The following is a 17,802-nucleotide window of genomic DNA, read 5'->3' as shown; positions in this document are numbered from 1 at the left end:
TTAATAATAACAAAATAGTTCCTCCCTACAGTAAGAAAAAGGAGGAACTATTCACCAAAAAACAAAAATTATGGCAAAAAAAACAATTGCAGCATTAAAAGAATATTTCAAAGCAGGGAAAAGACCAACTGAAAGTCAGTTTGGAGATTTTATAGATAGTTATGCCAATTTAGAAGATAAAACTATTTTTCCTGATAACTATAAACATAAATATTTATATGTCGAATTTCCTCATCAGCAAGGTGACTTGGCAGTGGATGTTCTTTTAGGAAATAATTATCTGAATGGAAGTTTGGAAATTGAAATTACAGGTACGTTTATGCATCAGACAAGTGTTGGTATTATAAAAAAACAATTTGAGATCGGGCTTAATCCTAATGGAGGTGTCTGGTATCCCACAACGTCAAGAATTGTAGAAGCAGCAGGAACTATTTTAGATAATATTTACATTGGAGATATTGTATGGGATTCAGCAAGAAATGAATATAAATTCACCATTTATCATACAGATACCAATCGAAACCCATATGCTTTAAGAATCAAACAGTTCTCTTATGATAAAGCATTTGTAGACCAGGCTAGGCTTTCGGATATATATGTTAAACCATTGGCTGGGCAGAGGAAGCATTCTGTATATTATAATGGAAGCGTAGGAATTGGTACAGATAATCCTCAGGAGAAACTTGATGTAAGAGGAGCAATTACATCAAAAGTCAATAGTAGTGAAGGGGGATCTGTCGTTTTACAGAATCCTAATAAAACAGCACCCAATAATGCCCAACGATGGACAATCTATAATATGACTGATGGATATGGTGACGGACTACAGTTTTGGAGCTATTCTGCTGATGGAAATAATTATGGTTCTAGAATGATTATTACGGATACTGGAAATGTAGGGATTGGAACCATCGGCCCTCAGGCTAAACTTGATGTTGCCGGAGGAATCAATATTGCTGCTGGATTTCCTATCCAGTTAGGTGGTAATGATTTAGCTCATGGTCTTAAATATAAAAGATTCAATAGTGATAACTCTCTGCTGGATGGCCCTTTTCTTTATGGCTGGACAGGAGGAGCGTTAGGAGTTAAGAAAGGGGATGTTGAATTTAATGTTTTGAGTTGGAAAGAAAGCGGTAATGTTGCTGTTCAAGGCAAGTTGGAAGCCAAAGAATTTCTTGTTTCTGCCACGCCTACAGCAGATCATGTTTTTGCTTCCGATTATAATTTAAGAGGAATTAATGATCTTGAAAAATTTATCACAGAAAAAAAACATCTTCCGGAAATTCCTTCTGCAAAAGAAATGACGGATAATGGATTGTCTTTAGGGGATTTTCAAATCAAATTACTTCAGAAAATTGAAGAATTAACACTCTATGCTATCTCTCAGAATAAAGAAATCGAAAACCTGAAAGCTATTATTAAAAAATAGTATCATTTAACACTTTTCAAAATAAGAACTCCCTCAAATTAATTTGAGGGAGCTTATTGTTTATCAATAGTACTTATCATATATAACAAAAAAAACCTCTGACTAATCAGAGGTTTTAAAGTGGTTTCTCCAGGAATCGAACCAGGGACACATGGATTTTCAATCCATTGCTCTACCAACTGAGCTAAGAAACCATTATATTTTTGTTTGACTTACTTCGTTGTTTTAAAGTGTTGCAAAAGTATAACATTTTGCGATACCATGCAAGTTTTAACCACTTTTTTTTGAAAAAATATAGTATTGAGTCTTTTGTTATAGAGCAATGGTTTATCTGTCAATGATTTGCCTAATGGAAAGGACTTGTGTGATTTTTTGAATTTTTAAGAATCCTATTGATCTTGTTTTATATTTAATTGTTTGAGGAAATATCTTTTCTGTAAAAAGTAATGTTGTGAGATTTTTCAGTGCTTCCGGGAAATTGTACTTCACAAAGCTTGGTAAAATATTCTTTTGATTGATAAGAGGAACAGGAATCTCTGTCACTTGAAGTAGAATCTATCAGATTAAACCCTGTTTTATTGATTTCATTCTGTATATTTTCAAAATTATTTTGCTCTTCAGGGACATAAGAAATAACAACGCTTAAGTTATTTAATACGCGCATGACAACCATTGTTCTGCTTAGCTTTCCTTTTTCATAGTAAACTTGTTTTGTACCATCTCCTGTTGTTTTTTCTTGTCTGAAAACGTAGCCTTTGTGTTTGATATATTCAATGTTTTTATCAATTTTATTATGGGCCAAAAAAGTAAGATCCTTATAATTTAATTGGGCCATGCACACCAATGGAGATAATAAAAAAAGGAGAATTAAATTTTTCATAAAATGTAGGATTTAAAAGATGTAGTGACTTTTTCGTTTTTTCCAAATGTAAAAAAGTTTTTAAATAAAAAGTTCACAAAAACATACAATTATTCAAAGATAGAAAAGTAAAGAATGGACAGGATATTTTCACTGTGAAAGATGGCTTATCCAATAGAAGGAGACAGTGGGGTATTCAGGTAACGATTATTATAAAACAAAAAACCTCTGAATAATCAGAGGTTTTTAAAGTGGTTTCTCCAGGAATCGAACCAGGGACACATGGATTTTCAATCCATTGCTCTACCAACTGAGCTAAGAAACCATTATATTGTTGATTTACTTTGTCGTTTTTAAAGTGGTGCAAAAGTATACTATTTTATTATATGATGCAAGCTTTTGTGTAAATTTTTTAGATAAAATAAATTCATTGTTATTTTTTAATTAATTTCTAAGAAGATTGTTTTGAAACCAAAATCTTAAAAAACATCAATGATTTTAGCAGTGAGTGTATTTATATTTTTTCGAGTATTAATGCGTATTTTATTATGTTTAAATATGGAAATGTAATAAAATTTAATGTTAAATATCAATATTATGTGAAATAAATTAAGATTGTATTTAGATTATTTTTATCTTAGTAATCAGTTAGTTAACGCTAAAAACCATAATCATGAATACAGAAAAATTTAGTACACTTGAACTTCTGTACAAGGAGTTTAGGTACCCGTTCCCAACATTAAAAAATCCCTACGCTGAACAGTTGCAGGAGATTACCGAGAATCAGTGGATTGATGGTGAATACCTTTGGCTTTATGAGCAAAATCCTGATCTTCGCAAAAAATACAAGAAAACTAAAACGGCACATATTGCTGCTCAATGGTTTCCTACTGCAACCCCCGAACGATTCAAGCCTATTTGTAGATTAATGCTTTGGACTCTTTATAATGATGATCTTTATGAAGAAAGTGAGCCTGAAGATATTGGATATGTACATGAGCAATCAATAGCTGTATTAAAAGGAGAGATAAGTGGTGAAGACTCAGGAATCCCTTTAGGAAAGATGTTGGCTTCCCTAAGATCGGAATTGCTACAGTTTATTCCGGAAGAATCAATTTCCCGTTTCACACAAATGATAAGTAAGTATTTTCTAGGGTTAGAAACTGAGTTGAAGTATAAGAAAAATAAAACCTATCCCAGTGTGTCAGAGTGTATTGCTCTGCGTGAGAACTCAATATGTTTATACCCTTTTCTTCAGCTTACGGAAGTGGAAACAGGTATTACTCTTCCTCCAGAAATTCATGCCCATCCGGTGATTCAACGTTTACAGGCATTAGCCTGTCATTTGGTAACTTTTTTTAATGAAGTACAATCAGTAATAAAGGATGAGGCAACAGGGAGTATTTATTATAACGTTGTAAAAGTGATTCAGAACGAACGCCAAATGTCTCTTAAAGAAGCATGTCTTGAAGATTTGCGACTACATAATAAAGACCTGAAAGAATTTTTAGAATTACAATCTTCTCTTCCTGATTTTGGAATCTGGCAGGAAGCAGTGGTCAATTGGGTGCACTACATGAGTATGGTACTTAGTGGATGGAAAAATATTTCTACCAAACTAGATCGCTATAACATGATGGAATTTCCCAATGCTGCTGAGCTTCGGGAAAAGCTGAACAAAATATAAAGAGAAATAAACTTATAATCAATATAATTCAAGAACTAAAAATAGTATGAAACCAGAAGAATATAATTCAAAAGATTATTTGCCACATGGTCATTACCCTTGGCCTGATCTTATTAATCCACATGCCGAACAAATGGGAAAAGATATGGATGGATGGATTGATAACGACTACACTTTCCTGACGGAAAAACAGCGTGAGATATATAAAAAAATGAAGCTGCATATGTGTACGGCACGGATGTGGCCTGATCTAACTTATGAACAAACTATTCCATGTAATAGGTTTATGCTTCAGTATGTTGCTCTTGACGATCAGGTGGAGAACTCTTCTTTGGAAGAGATCCAACAATTACGGATTAGGTGTGTAGACATTCTTAGAGGTGATCAGCCTAAACCGGAGGAAAATGCACTCTATCAACATATGGCATTAATAAGAGATGAGTTTCGGGCTTTAATGCCGGATATCTGGGTGGAGCGTTTTATTTATTATTTCTATCAATCCTTTAGATATGGAATTGAATTGGAGTATCCTTATAAAATAGCACAGCGCCCACCATCTCTTACACTTTTTAAAACAATTCGTGAGTATTCTGTTCTTATGCGTCCGTATCTGATCTTAGGTGAAATTGAATCAGGTCTTGTCCTTCCAGAACATATTTTTGAACATATTGTTGTTCAGAAAATGATATCTCATATGACCTTGGTTGTTGCATGGCAAAATGATATTCACTCTCTGCCTAAAGAAATGGCAAAAGGAACAGAGGTTTTTAACTTGGTTTTTGTTTTGCAGCAAGAATATAGCCTTTCACTAAAAGATGCCTGTGAGCAAGCATTTTGTATCCATAATGAAGAATTGGCAAAATTAATTGCCCTACATGCTGAGTATCGTGAGTTTGGAGAGTACCAAGAGCATGTTGATAAATTTGTTTATTATGCCGGAGTTGGGCTTCAGGGAGTAAATTCTTTTTATCTTGAAACTGAAAGATACCACCATGGAGGAGTAGGGTTTGCATGGCCAGAAATTACTGAATCACAATAGAATACACTATTCTGTTGATTTTTATAAATATTTGCCCCTTAAGATTTTAATTTTGAGGGGTTTTTGTTTAAACGAATTAATCGAAGAGGATGAACTATAAGTCAATTATTTATCTTTCCACTCAAACAGCCAGTAAATAAGATAAATACCTCTATATTTAGTGATGTTTATCGATCTGAAAACTAATAATATGAAAAAAGAAAAGCTCCTTGTATTAATCAGCCTGATCAGTATTTTTTATTCCTGTAAAAAAGAATCAAAACCGAATAAAGTCAGTCCTAATGTTGCTGCAGTAGATTCCAGTACCGTTGTAGCAGATAGCAGTGCTTTTAAAAGATTAATGACAGAAGACAATGGTTTAATGCTCTATAGCGAAATTAAGAAGATTAAAAAAGTAAGCAATTATGCAGAAGGTCCTATGCAAAGCTTTGATTTTAGTTTTAAAGATTACACTTTTAAGATCAGATATATTGAAGACAGAGCTTATATTCAGTATAAAAATGCAGATAAAATGATCCAGGGCTGGAAGTTCTGTAATGTCAATTTTTATTATGACAGTTCCTGGGAAATAGCAGAGAAAGATTCTCACTTTCTTTATAATGCTGCAACCTCGTCAGGCATTTTATTGTTTCCCGGTTTTACGGAAGAATATGCTACTTACTTTGTTTATGAGTTTAATAACAATGCCATTAAATATGTGAAAGTTGTCTCTTTAAATACAACCCTTTCAGCAGATCTATGGACAAACTCTCATGAATTCCGGGCTGTTCGGAAAAATAATGAACTTAAGATCAGTCTTTTGGATAAAGATGGGAAAGAATATTTTTTTGAAGATGGGGGAGAGGATCAGGAGAATGAACCCAAAAATCCAAACATTTCAAAAGATCTTATTTTGTTAAATACTGCTGATGGTGTAAAATAAGCACAATGTTCTATAAAATGTTGATTTATAATTAGTATTAAAACCTAACAAGTGTTAGTAGTATAATTACGACACTTTTTCAGATTTAATAGAAAAAGTGCTTTCGGTTAGATAATTACTTCTAAATTTGGTGATATAACAACCACAATCACAAAATATTAATTGATAAAAACGTATGACCATGGCAAAAATAAATTCAGGAAGAATCAGGCTATAAAGCTTATTACTACAAATTAAGATCTATAGACATTTCAGGGCTGTAAGATCAGATCTCTTTTTACATATTAACCAAGCGAAGGTAAAATACTAATCCGGTATCAAGAATGGCATTCCATTCTTTTTAGACTGTGATTTTATTTTTAAATACATGATGATGGGTTGTTTATAGGTAGATGGTTGACTTGTGAAAAACATTCATTACTGATAAAAAAACACTAAAAACCCAAAATAACATGAATAAAAATATTTCGAATTCTGATAAAATATCTGAAAATCATATTCCGGGCATCAATCGTGTGGTAAAACTTGATATTGTAATTGAAGGTAAAATTATCAAGTATTTTAAACACTTTCGTTTACAGCAAAGTATTCGTAAACATCATCATTTTGAGCTTACCCTTGCTCATGATACCTTTGGTGGCGCCCAGGACCATAATTTAGAAGAAGCCCAGCAATTTTTAGGAAAACGTCTTACAGTTGTATTCAAATATAAAGATTACGAAAATGAAAGCCCTGAAAGAACATTCGTGGGGCTTATTACGCAGGTTGCCTTTAGCCAGGAAAAAATGAATTTAGGGAATATTGTTTTAAAAGGAAAAAGCCCTACCATTCTAATGGATTCAGCCTTCCATACCCAAAGCTTCGGGGGAGATCAGTCTGTAAATACTTCAATTATTGCAGACAGAATCTTTAAAGAAACCCTGAATTCCGGTAAGTATGACTATAAAATAAATACGAAAAACAAAAGCTATATCAACTATAGTGCTCAATATAAAGAAACCCATTACAATTATCTTGCCCGATTAGCAGAGACGTATGGTGAACAGTTTTATTATGATGGGGAAGTGCTGTACTTTGGACAGCTTCCTCCCGGGGAACCTCCTATAAAACTCATTTATGGAAGTAACGTAAGTGATATTTGTATTGAGCTTAAAGCGGTACATACAAAACCTGAATTTTTTAGCTATAACAGCAGTAAAAATGAGAAATTACTAAGCTCTACAGCAGACATTAAACATCTGGGACAACTAGCTTCTAAAGCTTATGAACTTAATGATAATATTTACAAAACAAGATCATTAAACCCATCACCAATGAATGCGAATATGTTCCTGAATGTAGATGATGTTCAAAAAAGTGCTGCAGGAAGTGCTGCTGTAGAAGTATTTACAGTGGCAGGAAACACAACTGTTCCATTTTTACATCCGGGTTGTATTGCAGATATTGAAATGAGAAAATCCAATAGCAGCCAAACCTCCTATTTCACGAAACTGATGATTACTGAAGTTATTCATGATGTAAACTCAAGAGGATACTATTCTGGAGAATTTGAAGCCATTGCAGAAGGTACAGGATATATTCCCACTCCGGAATTCAGTCTTCCGCAGGCTGAACCTCAGATTGCCACGGTTGTTTCTAATACAGATCCGTTAAACCAGGGACGTATACAGGTTAAGTTTGACTGGCAGCTTAATGATACCACTCATTTTATCCGGATGATGAGCCCTGATGCCGGAGGAACCGATGCTATTACTCAGAATAGAGGTTTTGTAGCCATTCCCGAAGTGGGCGATCAGGTAATGGTAGGTTTTGAATATCATCATCCCGATTTTCCTTTTGCCATGGGAGGAATGTTCCATGGAGCAGTAGCTTTAGGCGGCGGGGTTAATAACCATATAAAATCTATACAAACACGCAGCGGAAATAAAGTGATCTTTAATGATGAAGAAGGCAGTATCTATATTGAAGATCCTAGTGGGAATACCTATTTCATGGACGGTAAAGGAAATATTGTAGTAAATGCCCCAAATGACATGACTTTTACAGCCGGGAAAAATATTAAAATGACGGCAGGACAGGATATTACTTCCATTGCTGGGAATAGCATGTTTGCAACGGCTAATGTCAATATCGTGTCCAATGCAGGGGTAAATATGATTGATACAGCAGGGAAAGATCTTATGCAGACAGCCACCGGAAACATCCATGAATCTTCGGATATGAGAACTGAAATCTCTGAAAATGAAAGGAATATTCAGGCTAAGAAAAGCGATTCTTATGCAGAAAAAGTAACGGTAGTAAGTACTAAAGAGAATATGATTCTTCAGAGTGAAAAAACGGTGAAATCCCAGAGTGGAGAAAAGGGTAATTCTCATTAAAATAACTACAAAAGCAGATCATTATGGCTATTGTAAAAAAAGCAGATAATATCAATATACAGGTGGCCAATAATTACACTTCTCTAAGCAAGGTGTCTCACGAAAAATCAGGAGAAGTAATTATTGAAGCTACCAAACAGAACCTTGAACTCACCAGTCAGAAACGGGCGATACTTCAAGGGTTAGGAAATGGTGGTCAGGCTGATCCTGAAGATAAAAAAATTCTTGTCGACAGAGGAGTTGTGAATAAAGGATACTGGATTAATGAAAATGGAAAGACAATTATGGTAAATCGTCAGGGAAACCGTGGTTATGACTGTCTGTATGGAGATGCACCTTCTGAAGAAGTAATGAAAGCCAATGGAATGACCAAATATGATATTTTTAATGTAAATCTTACCAAATCATACCCTGAAGCCTATCTTGAAACAGAACTGAAAGCTACATTGGTTGGTTTTTCAGATATAGAAGATGGATTCGGAAAAAACGGAAGGTCTATTGCGAATCATTTTTTTACCGGACAAGGACAGCCCTTTACCTTTGCTGCAGGCTCTAATCCTTCTAATGAAGTAAAAGACTCAGACAGATTCAAAACTGCATTCATTACAGGATTACAAGCCGAGCTTGAAAAACGTTATAAAGAGAAGAAATTTATCAGCGAAAGTCCTACTAAAATTTATCAGTTTTCTACAAAACTGCCTTATTATTCAGCAGAAGAAGGAATCAATCCCTGGGTGAACGAGATTGCAACTTTTGTAGGTGGAATTCAGGGTTGTATCGCAAGTTATAAATTGTATGAATACCAGGTAAGCAAGAAAGTAGAAGTTAAAATTGATAGAGTCTCTTTCCTGGATACCTTTGGGGCCGGCTGGGAAGACGGAGGAGCAAAAGGAATGAAAAAACAATGGATTCCCGGATTAGTAGCCATGTTCTGTTTGCAACACTTTAAAAATGCAGCAGACAAATCGAAATATCAACCATTCACCGTAGTAATTGACATAGATCTATGAAACCATACTTTTTAGCCATACTATTATTAATCAACCTTACAGCATGTATGAAACATCCTGCAAAAAATATGGAAATAAAATACACCTCCATTAATGATGTTTACGGAAATTACGTATTCAATTTTAAGGACAGTACTGATGGGATAAAAAGAATCAATGACTTTGCAGAAAAGGATATCCTGACTTCCAAAAAGGTTGCAGATTCTATCAATACCAAAATTGCCGGTTTTACTAAAGAAGAAGCTGCAAAATACCTTTCAGGCCAGAGTCTTCCAACTTCAGCAAGCAATATTATTTTTTATAACGCTCCCGGAGAATTTAGCGGTGAGCCTAAAACAGATGATATTCTTGTTGAATATGAATTGGATGAAGATAATTTTAAAATAAAAGGCCTCAATATTCCCAATGCAAAATCTAAGGAAGAGATTTCTGCAGCTGCGGTAAGTAAAACATCACAGTCCGGGAGTATCACCATCAAAGGAAACACGGTTACATTAGGGACACTGAAAGCTATTATTCGTGCAATTGATGAAGCAGGATACCATCGGAATTCCGATCAATACGTATATACTGTAAACGGAGAAAAAAATCAGCCGCTGTTCTCTTTTATTTACGAGCAGAAAGGGAAGTATTTCAGACTGAGTTTTTAATCAATACAACCGGATTTAACATTAAATAAACCGTAATTATGCCAGGAGTAGAATTTGACAAGAAAAAAGATACCAAGCGCAAAGGTATTGAGCCTACTCAGGTCAAAAGTATTAAGCTAATGACTGCGTTGGAAAAAGGCTCAGATAATGATGGTACGGGAAAAAACTTTAACCAGGACGGAGTCGTGTTTGGAAAAACATATAAGTTCATCGTAAATGGCTATACCAACCTAGCGCCTCAGGACAAGAAAAAAATCAAATGGAAATTTAAATACCACAGTATTTCAAAAAATAAATGGATAGAACATAATTCCACAGTAACCGGAGAAGAATACAATCTTTATCTGAATGAAAAAGATATCTGTGGAAGAATGATTCATGTGATGGCCTATATCAACGACGACGAATCAGAAGGATATCTGAAAGTATGGCATCACAACAGATTTAGATTTTTTGACAGAAAACTGGTAGAAAAGCAAGCGGAAGAAAGAGCCAAAGAACCCTGGAAAATAAAACAGGCCAGCAGTTCATTATGTGGAATGGCTGCTCTTTATAACGCATTAATTAAAAAAGATCCCAACCGTTATCTGAAAATTGTAAAAGATCTTCTGAGAACCGGAGAATGTACCCTCGACAGCTATACCATTGCGCCGCATCCTGCTGCTCTGGAAATGTATGATGTGCATCCTAAGAGAACCCAGGACTTCAGAAGTATGGGAATGTTTGAAGTAGATTGGCTGGTTCTGGCTACTACAAGAAGTAAAGAAAGTACGAGAAACCTTATTTATAAAGGAAAAGAAAGTGGAAAATTAGATATGCTAAAAGCCGTGAACTGGCCGGATATGCTCACAAGAATGGGTAAACAGGTAGGAGGATTCGGTAATTCTACAGCCCATGGACTTAGTTATACCAGTATTAATGATAAGAAAACCGTAATTGGCGGTAGAGTTCATGATTACTTCTCCGACAGTGATTTTAAAGAACTATTAACCATAGACAGCCTGCATAAAAAAGGACGGCATATCCTCATGATGATTGATGCTGATATGATCTATAACAAAGCCAGCTACAGCTCATTGGTGGATGTTTTCAATGATTCACACTGGGTGGTGTATGAAGGAGATCTTGCTTTTTATGATTCAGATCAGAATGTAACGGTTGATCTGGATAAGGTAGAAACAGTTAGCTTCAAGATATTCACCTGGGGACGAAATCCTCAGTCAGGTGAATATATTTCTCTCGCAGGAAAAATTGAACCAGATAAAGATGTACAGGCCATGATAAAAAAGCCTGGGCTCAATAGCAAATCATTTAAAAGTAATTATTATGGGTACATTGAAATGTATTAGTTATAAAATTTTCACCCTTTTTTTTATTTCATTAATGTGTGCAGCCTGTTCGCAGGAGAGACATCTTAAAAATGAAATATATGTTTATCAATGGAATGATAAAATACCAGTTAATACTATTTCTCTCACAGAGATAAAAGATGGTAAAACAATAAAAACATACAGCAAAAATGTTGAGGTGAAAAAACAGTATGACAACTTAAATAAAGCTCCGTATCTGCTGCTTTCTTTTAAAGATGCATCTGGATTTTACATTGATAGGAGTTATGAGTTAAAAATCAATACATCCGTATACAAAATCAATGACTTTAAAATCATGTCAAAAAATCAGGGGGGAAATATAATGTATATGATAAATGATGAGCCACAGGAGATAGGAGATGATAATATTATAAAAATAGAGGCGGAGAAATAAAGTCCAATACAAGAAGATTCCTTTTCTGTATAGATCTATGAAAAATAATAAAATGAATTAAAATATGACCAAATCAGTATCAGACCTGTTTCCCGTTTCTACCTATTCTGTGCAGGATCAATGCACTATGAAAATAGGTGGAGTAGAGCATGATGCAGAGTTATCCTATACTCTTTTTATAGAGCCTGGAAAAAAAGATGCTGAAGAAATATCAATTCAAAGGTCAAATTTTAAAGTTAACGGTCAGAAAATAGACACTAAGTTTCTTGAGATCTCGAATACTTACATAGAAGCTCTGTTTCCTATTGTTTGTAAAATAATCAAATATAGATTTACCATTGAAAATATTGATGAGATCAGAAAGCGGATTCAAAAAGCAGACATTGCGATTCATGATCTTTATAGTGGAGAGGCGGTAGAGCATATCCGGACTCATTTCTTTAATGCCATACAAACTGATGAAAAACTGATCTATTTTATCAGACAGTTTCATTTTATGAGAGTTCTGGAATGCAGTTTACAAAAGTTTAACCCTAATAATGAGTATGAAACTTCCTGGAAAGTCCTTCCAATAGGAGCTGCCGAATGGAAAGGGGAAACAGAATATCAGAAAGAAAAAAATACATTGTCATTTGAACCCAAAATAGACAATGCTCAGGATATGATGGATGATATCATCAGGTACATTCATAAACATGAATATTACGTCAGTTTTGACGAGGAGAACCTCTCATTATATACAGATTTTCAAAATAATATTAGCTATACCGGTAAAACCGGAAGAATTGAAAAAGCTGAAACCAATGTCTGTATAGAAGCAGAAGATAAATTTTATTACCAGCATACTATCACCATCGAAACAAAATAACAATATGTCAGCATCCATCCCATATACTGTTCAGAGCGGAGAAACGCTGCAGGATATTGCCAAAAAACTGGGTATCAAAGACTGGACAAAACTTCAGGAATATCATAATGCACAGGCTGGTTCAGCTCAGAAAACTTCGGCTACTCCTTATGCCGGGTTCAAACTTTTAACGCCGCCACAAGAGGAAATTTATGAAATGAATGGCGAAACTCCGCTGCCTGATCCTGAAGAAGAACAAAAAAATGCAGAGCAGAAACAGGACGAGGAAAAGAAAAAAGAAGATGAGGAAAAGAAAGATCAGCAGGCTTCTAAAAGTGAGCATGACGGGAAATATTTTATTGTACATAATGCAAAATGTATCTGCGACCAATCTGCTAATAAGAAAAAAGCCAATTTACAGGTCACTTCCCATTCTATTATTGTACTGAACGATCAGGAGGGAAAGCTTGCGGCTACAGAAGCAGATAAAAGTTTTACTCCTCCTATGGCTACTTTTGGAAAATGTTTAAAGAAACCTATGCCCGGCGGAGGATATTATGATTGTGCCTTAACACCGGCTCCCAAATGGGATAAGACATACGAAAGTACCCAGGTGATGGGTAAAAATACCCTTACTGAAATCTCAGAATTGAAATGCACAATGGGGGGAGTGATTACCATCGCGACTCATGGGCAGACGGACGCGGTAAGCAATGCTCATGCAGACAATACCAATCCGGTAGAACTTGCTATGGTAAATCCGGCAATAGAACCTCCCAAGAAAAAAGAAGAATATCCTGTGGTGACTTCTATTTCTTTAACAGAGGTGGAAGATAGGCCCAATTTTGAAAAACTAGATTCCAAAAATAAAAACGAGGTAGTTTATCTTCGCAGATATGAAGAAGTTTCCTTTAAAGCCAATCTGAAAAGCGGGAATAAACAGCTTACTTCATGGATAGTGTACAGTGACCATCAGGGAAAAAAAGACAACAGACTTTTTCTGAGAGAACAAATCGGGGTAGAATTTTCACAAAGTTTTGCCGATTTTGGGAAGTTCAGGATTGAAGGCTACGGTAAACCTAAAAAAGCTGAATTTGAAAAAGGAAAATATGATAAATGTGACCCAACATGTTCCATTGACGTTGAGGTGATTCAAAATACACTGCTTGATATTGAATGCACTTCAGCAGATTTTACGTCCCGTATTGATCCCTCTAAAAACAGAAAATTCAGAAAAGGAGTTCCTTCGGTTTTTAAAGCGAAATTTTTTATCCAGGAACTTACTGAACAGGAAAAATCAAAACTTACATGGTCCGTACAGGATGGAGTAGGGAATACCATCACCGAGGGCGTTCAGTTAAGCGGAAACACCCTTACTTTTACTCCCGTAAATTCCAAGGCTAAGTATACCGTTATTGCCCAATATATTAATGAAAATGGAGAAGCTATTGAAAAAAAGATCTCCGGAGAAACAGAAGGAAATGCTGTGTTAGGCATTAGCCATGGCGCTGAAATAGTGAGGCCGGGAACATCAATGTCATTCAGTGTTTCCAAAATGAAATACAAGTTTGGTGAGGATAATTCTCCTTATGGGCTTACCTCTGATGAAGCCTCGCAGATTAAATGGAATTTGAACGGAGTATTTATCGGAACAGGAAAAAACATAACAATTCCAGGATCCAGCCTTATGACTCCAGGAAAATATGTCATAGAAGCTTACAGTATTACAGCGAACGCCACAGGGAAAAATGGAAGAGATGAGGAAGATGACTGGCGTTTTGAAGTGAAAGAAAATGATGTAGTAAGTTTTACCCTAAGCGGAGTTCCCAAATTAGGAAAACCCATCACTGCAACAGCAGATAAAATGGTATTTGCAGATCTTCTTCCCAATGAAATCATCCACTGGAGTGTTGCTTCTTCAAAAGTAACGGGGAAATCAATCACCATTACTCCGAAAGTAAAAGGGACTCTTCCTGTTTCATGTAAAATAAACAACAGGAAAGGAGTTCAGCAAACATTAAATGTAGTAGAAGCCAAAATAACAAAAGGATTCTGGAATGACTTCGGCGGCAGCGAAATCAGTCAGGCTGCCTGGGGACAGAAAGTAGACTTCTGTGTAAAAGGGGAAAATATTGAAGGAGAAGAAATAGAACTTGCTATCTATGACTCTGATGATATGACAGGTGATGATTTTGGCTATTCCAATACTGAAAATAAGCTGAAAATTACAGGAAAAGATGATAAAACCTTTGCCTCCCACAGAATTGAACTTTCTCCAAAGATGAAAACCAGAACAACCAATTCATTATCTTCGGAAGTGAAGTTGTACGGAAAAGCAAAGCTGTTAGGATTTGAAAAAAGTATTTTAAAGGACATCACTCCTTTGGAAAAAACAAGCAAATATCTTAGTGTTAACGATAAAAAATCAGTCTATAGAGCCATTATAGGGGAACAGAACGGAAGAGCTCGCCATAACCCTGTAGATTATGATGTTTTAAGCTGGACTTACGCCAATACCACCTATCCAAAAGGAACAAAACTAATAGTAAAAATCTTTGAAGATATAAACTGGTCCATAGATAAAGAATGTAAAGAACTGCAATCTACCGGAACTGTAGCAGAAGATGGAAGTCTGGCTGTTCAGATCAATTGGGGGAAGCTTAAAGAAGCCAAACAGAATAAGAAAACTAAAAAGTATTATGCCGTTATTTATGACGAAAAAGAAAATAAATTATTAGATGGTAGCAGTTCAGAGACCCTGTGCAATACCATATTAATTCCTCAGAGTACCCTGATTAAAGAAGCGAGCTATACGGGAGCGGTGACGGTTGGAAATGAGCAGGTTGAAAATCTTACTCCAAATGGTGAATGCAAAAATTGTTCAGATCCAATAACAGTTGAACAGTTGAAGCAGGTATATGTCAATTGTAAAGATGATACGATATTAAAACAGCTTGCTGAGGCACTAAACAAATACCGTAAAGTGTTTAAATTAGATACATGTGCAAGAAAGGCACACTTCTTTGCTCAGTCCATTCAGGAAGCAGGATCGTCTTTAGAACCTGGATTAGAGGGAGAGACTTTTAATTATTATAAAGATAATCTTGATGGTAATTTAAAGGCATTTGCAACTTCGGAAGGACAAGTAATTGCTCAAAAATACGGAAGACAGCATAGGCCGCCAAGACCTGCAATTTCAGAAGCTAATCAGATTATTCTTGCCAATTTTGCTTATGGAACGCAATATAAAACAGGAAAGAATTTTAAAAATACAGGAAATGATGGGTGGAATTTTAGAGGAAGAGGGTTGCTACAAATTACAGGAAGAAGTAATTATGAAGCTATTCAGGAAAAAATAAGAGAATATGCTTCTGACTCTGGAGTGGATATTTATAAAAGATATGACAGTTCTTCTAAGGTAATTAGCCGAGATGCTGGGCACATGACCCCTTTAGAGGCAGCGTTAACAGGGCTTGCAGATTGGTTTAAAGATGATATGTATTCAGCTGCGGATAATACAGGAAAAAAGGAAGATGATGAAGTTGTAGATATGATTATTAATATTATTAATAGATATACAGATTCAAAAAAAGAAAGAAAGGATCATTATAAAAAAACTAAAGTAGTTTTTGAAGTAGATAAATGCCCAAAAGTAAAACCTCAAATACAATCTAATGAAGATAAAAACACGAAATGGCATAATCCTTTAGACATAATGGAAATTAGAGGTTGGTATGGAACTAATTATAATGATTGGGATACTGCTGCAAGTAAATTTGGAAGAGTTCCAAGAAGAAAAAGTGGTATACATCAGGGAATAGATTTATGGGCAGTGTCTGGAACTCCACTAAAAGCATGTGTTTCAGGTAAGATTGTTTTTGATGGGAATGTTGGAGATTATGGAAAAGTTATTATATTAGAAGGTAAATATAAAGGGACTACTTATTATTTCACATATGCTCATTTATCTGGTTCAGCATATACTAATAAGGAGATTAAGGCAGGTGATCCAATTGCTCTGTCAGGTAAGTCAGGAAATGCCAGTAGTTTTCCAACCAAAGCACAGCATTTACACTTTGAAGTAAGAACCAAATTGGATGTCAGAAGAGGATTGTTAGATAGACTTGATCCAATAGCAACTATTAGTGAATTAAGAAATGTAGAATCAAATGCAAAACAAACGACTCAAAAATGAAACAACTTACTCTAGTTCTAACTTTTTTATATAGTATAATATTAATCTCTTGTCAAGATTCAAAAAAGGATTTAAGTTTTATTAAAGAAATTAAAATACCTTATACAATTGAAATACAGGATTATGATAAATTTGTGGAAGAATCTTTTGCAAAAAAAGATATATATGAATATGCAAAAGTTTCAAATATAATAGGAAAGCAGGACAATATCTCCAAAATATATTTTATTGGGAAATTTACAATGAATAAACAAGATTTTGTTTTATATCAAGATGTAACTCCAAATGAATCATCGGAATTCTTTCCTGCAATATATATCACTAAGATAGGAAAACAAGCAAAAAAACTTTGTCTTACTCCAACAACTGAAGAATCATACATAGAAAAAATTTTTATTAATGATAAAAATATTATTATACGAGAAAATTATTGGAGTTCTAATGAAAAAAGGAGAAAAAATGACAAACTAAAAGAATATAATTTTGATTTTTCTGAGACCAATTCAAATCAAGATATTAAATCGAATCCTAGTACAGAAGTAAATGATTTGATGATAAAAAATATTTCAACTCCTGAAAAAGTTACAGATTATTTAATTTTCACAAAAGATAAAAATAATAAACTCAATATCAGTGCGGAAATCCTCAACTATATTCAAAAAAACACCACTGCTACTGAAAACAGATATACAATAGCTCTTGAGCGATATGTATCAAATGAAATCACTAAATTTTTTGATGAGAAGAAAAGCGTTTGGACAGAAGAGGAGCTCATTAAAATTATAGCTTTCGCTTCCAATACAACAGATCCTCTTCATAAAAAATACTGGAAAGAATCACCTGAGAATTGGCATAATGGAATGTGGGGAAATATTTTAAGTTATTGTTATCTTGTATATCCTAAAAATTTATGGCCTAACCTTCAAAAACAATTTAAAAAAGAGAACTATTATAATTTACCATACCTTAAGGAAATGACTTCTTATGCTACAGAGTTTGACAGATTTGGTCCACCTTAAATT

13 protein-coding genes and 2 tRNA genes are annotated in these 17,802 nt (G+C 34.7%); 12 read left to right on the top strand and 3 right to left on the bottom strand.

The features are described 5' to 3' along the window. The first annotated feature begins 70 nt into the window (after positions 1-70). Positions 71-1,429 (top strand): hypothetical protein, encoded by a 1,359-nt coding sequence (locus BLS98_RS14795; protein ID WP_089737263.1) that lies wholly within the window; start codon positions 71-73, stop codon positions 1,427-1,429. Positions 1,430-1,550: 121 nt separating this feature from the next. Here the strand turns inward: BLS98_RS14795 and BLS98_RS14790 are convergent. The 3 genes from BLS98_RS14790 to BLS98_RS14780 all read right to left on the bottom strand — a co-directional run bounded on the left by BLS98_RS14790 (position 1,551) and on the right by BLS98_RS14780 (position 2,613). Continuing rightward, positions 1,551-1,623: transfer RNA gene (locus BLS98_RS14790), tRNA-Phe, on the bottom strand. 215 nt (positions 1,624-1,838) lie between these two features. Continuing rightward, on the bottom strand, positions 1,839-2,309 hold the full coding sequence (locus BLS98_RS14785; protein WP_139166131.1) for a hypothetical protein: 471 nt from the start codon (positions 2,307-2,309) through the stop codon (positions 1,839-1,841). Positions 2,310-2,540: 231 nt separating this feature from the next. Beyond that, positions 2,541-2,613: transfer RNA gene (locus BLS98_RS14780), tRNA-Phe, on the bottom strand. Positions 2,614-2,961: 348 nt separating this feature from the next. Here BLS98_RS14780 and BLS98_RS14775 point away from each other — a divergent pair. From BLS98_RS14775 to BLS98_RS14725, 11 genes are all read left to right on the top strand, one after another. After that, positions 2,962-3,975 carry a terpene synthase family protein gene (locus BLS98_RS14775; protein WP_089737261.1) on the top strand — a complete coding sequence of 338 codons (1,014 nt, stop codon included), beginning with the start codon at positions 2,962-2,964 and terminating at the stop codon, positions 3,973-3,975. A 46-nt stretch (positions 3,976-4,021) separates the two neighbouring features. Further along, entirely contained in the window at positions 4,022-5,014 is a 993-nt protein-coding gene (locus BLS98_RS14770) for a terpene synthase family protein (protein ID WP_089737260.1), read from the top strand. Between the two features lie 190 nt (positions 5,015-5,204). Next, positions 5,205-5,936, top strand: a complete 732-nt coding sequence (locus BLS98_RS14765; RefSeq protein WP_111994774.1) for a hypothetical protein — start codon at positions 5,205-5,207, stop codon at positions 5,934-5,936. Positions 5,937-6,388: 452 nt separating this feature from the next. Further along, the gene (locus tag BLS98_RS14760; RefSeq protein WP_089737258.1) at positions 6,389-8,314 is read left to right on the top strand and encodes a type VI secretion system Vgr family protein; all 1,926 of its coding nucleotides are present in this window, start codon (positions 6,389-6,391) and stop codon (positions 8,312-8,314) included. A 23-nt stretch (positions 8,315-8,337) separates the two neighbouring features. Then, positions 8,338-9,324 carry a hypothetical protein gene (locus tag BLS98_RS14755; protein WP_089737257.1) on the top strand — a complete coding sequence of 329 codons (987 nt, stop codon included), beginning with the start codon at positions 8,338-8,340 and terminating at the stop codon, positions 9,322-9,324. Next, entirely contained in the window at positions 9,321-9,974 is a 654-nt protein-coding gene (locus tag BLS98_RS14750) for a hypothetical protein (RefSeq protein ID WP_139166130.1), read from the top strand. Before BLS98_RS14755 ends, BLS98_RS14750 begins: the two co-directional genes overlap by 4 nt. A gap of 38 nt (positions 9,975-10,012) precedes the next feature. Beyond that, positions 10,013-11,323, top strand: a complete 1,311-nt coding sequence (locus tag BLS98_RS14745) for a hypothetical protein (RefSeq protein WP_089737255.1) — start codon at positions 10,013-10,015, stop codon at positions 11,321-11,323. Further along, positions 11,301-11,738, top strand: a complete 438-nt coding sequence (locus BLS98_RS14740; RefSeq protein ID WP_139166129.1) for a hypothetical protein — start codon at positions 11,301-11,303, stop codon at positions 11,736-11,738. The genes BLS98_RS14745 and BLS98_RS14740 overlap by 23 nt, the downstream gene beginning before the upstream one ends. 64 nt (positions 11,739-11,802) lie before the next feature. Beyond that, the gene (locus BLS98_RS14735) at positions 11,803-12,606 is read left to right on the top strand and encodes a hypothetical protein (protein WP_089737253.1); all 804 of its coding nucleotides are present in this window, start codon (positions 11,803-11,805) and stop codon (positions 12,604-12,606) included. A 4-nt stretch (positions 12,607-12,610) separates the two neighbouring features. Then, positions 12,611-16,780, top strand: a complete 4,170-nt coding sequence (locus BLS98_RS14730; protein WP_089737252.1) for a PAAR-like protein — start codon at positions 12,611-12,613, stop codon at positions 16,778-16,780. After that, entirely contained in the window at positions 16,777-17,799 is a 1,023-nt protein-coding gene (locus BLS98_RS14725) for a hypothetical protein (protein WP_089737251.1), read from the top strand. The genes BLS98_RS14730 and BLS98_RS14725 overlap by 4 nt, the downstream gene beginning before the upstream one ends. Positions 17,800-17,802 lie beyond the last annotated feature (3 nt).

The sequence above is a fragment of the Chryseobacterium jejuense genome (genome assembly GCF_900100075.1).
GTDB lineage: Bacteria > Bacteroidota > Bacteroidia > Flavobacteriales > Weeksellaceae > Chryseobacterium > Chryseobacterium jejuense.
Note: the sequence above shows the minus strand (reverse complement) of the source record. Positions and strands in the feature narration are given on the sequence as shown.

Excerpts from the sequence above, each read along its gene's own strand:
- BLS98_RS14795 (WP_089737263.1), top strand. The coding sequence starts at position 71 with ATGGCAAAAAAAACAATTGCAGCATTAAAAGAATATTTCAAAGCAGGG.
- BLS98_RS14785 (WP_139166131.1), bottom strand. The coding sequence starts at position 2,309 with ATGAAAAATTTAATTCTCCTTTTTTTATTATCTCCATTGGTGTGCATG.
- BLS98_RS14775 (WP_089737261.1), top strand. The coding sequence starts at position 2,962 with ATGAATACAGAAAAATTTAGTACACTTGAACTTCTGTACAAGGAGTTT.
- BLS98_RS14770 (WP_089737260.1), top strand. The coding sequence starts at position 4,022 with ATGAAACCAGAAGAATATAATTCAAAAGATTATTTGCCACATGGTCAT.
- BLS98_RS14765 (WP_111994774.1), top strand. The coding sequence starts at position 5,205 with ATGAAAAAAGAAAAGCTCCTTGTATTAATCAGCCTGATCAGTATTTTT.
- BLS98_RS14760 (WP_089737258.1), top strand. The coding sequence starts at position 6,389 with ATGAATAAAAATATTTCGAATTCTGATAAAATATCTGAAAATCATATT.
- BLS98_RS14755 (WP_089737257.1), top strand. The coding sequence starts at position 8,338 with ATGGCTATTGTAAAAAAAGCAGATAATATCAATATACAGGTGGCCAAT.
- BLS98_RS14750 (WP_139166130.1), top strand. The coding sequence starts at position 9,321 with ATGAAACCATACTTTTTAGCCATACTATTATTAATCAACCTTACAGCA.
- BLS98_RS14745 (WP_089737255.1), top strand. The coding sequence starts at position 10,013 with ATGCCAGGAGTAGAATTTGACAAGAAAAAAGATACCAAGCGCAAAGGT.
- BLS98_RS14740 (WP_139166129.1), top strand. The coding sequence starts at position 11,301 with ATGGGTACATTGAAATGTATTAGTTATAAAATTTTCACCCTTTTTTTT.
- BLS98_RS14735 (WP_089737253.1), top strand. The coding sequence starts at position 11,803 with ATGACCAAATCAGTATCAGACCTGTTTCCCGTTTCTACCTATTCTGTG.
- BLS98_RS14730 (WP_089737252.1), top strand. The coding sequence starts at position 12,611 with ATGTCAGCATCCATCCCATATACTGTTCAGAGCGGAGAAACGCTGCAG.
- BLS98_RS14725 (WP_089737251.1), top strand. The coding sequence starts at position 16,777 with ATGAAACAACTTACTCTAGTTCTAACTTTTTTATATAGTATAATATTA.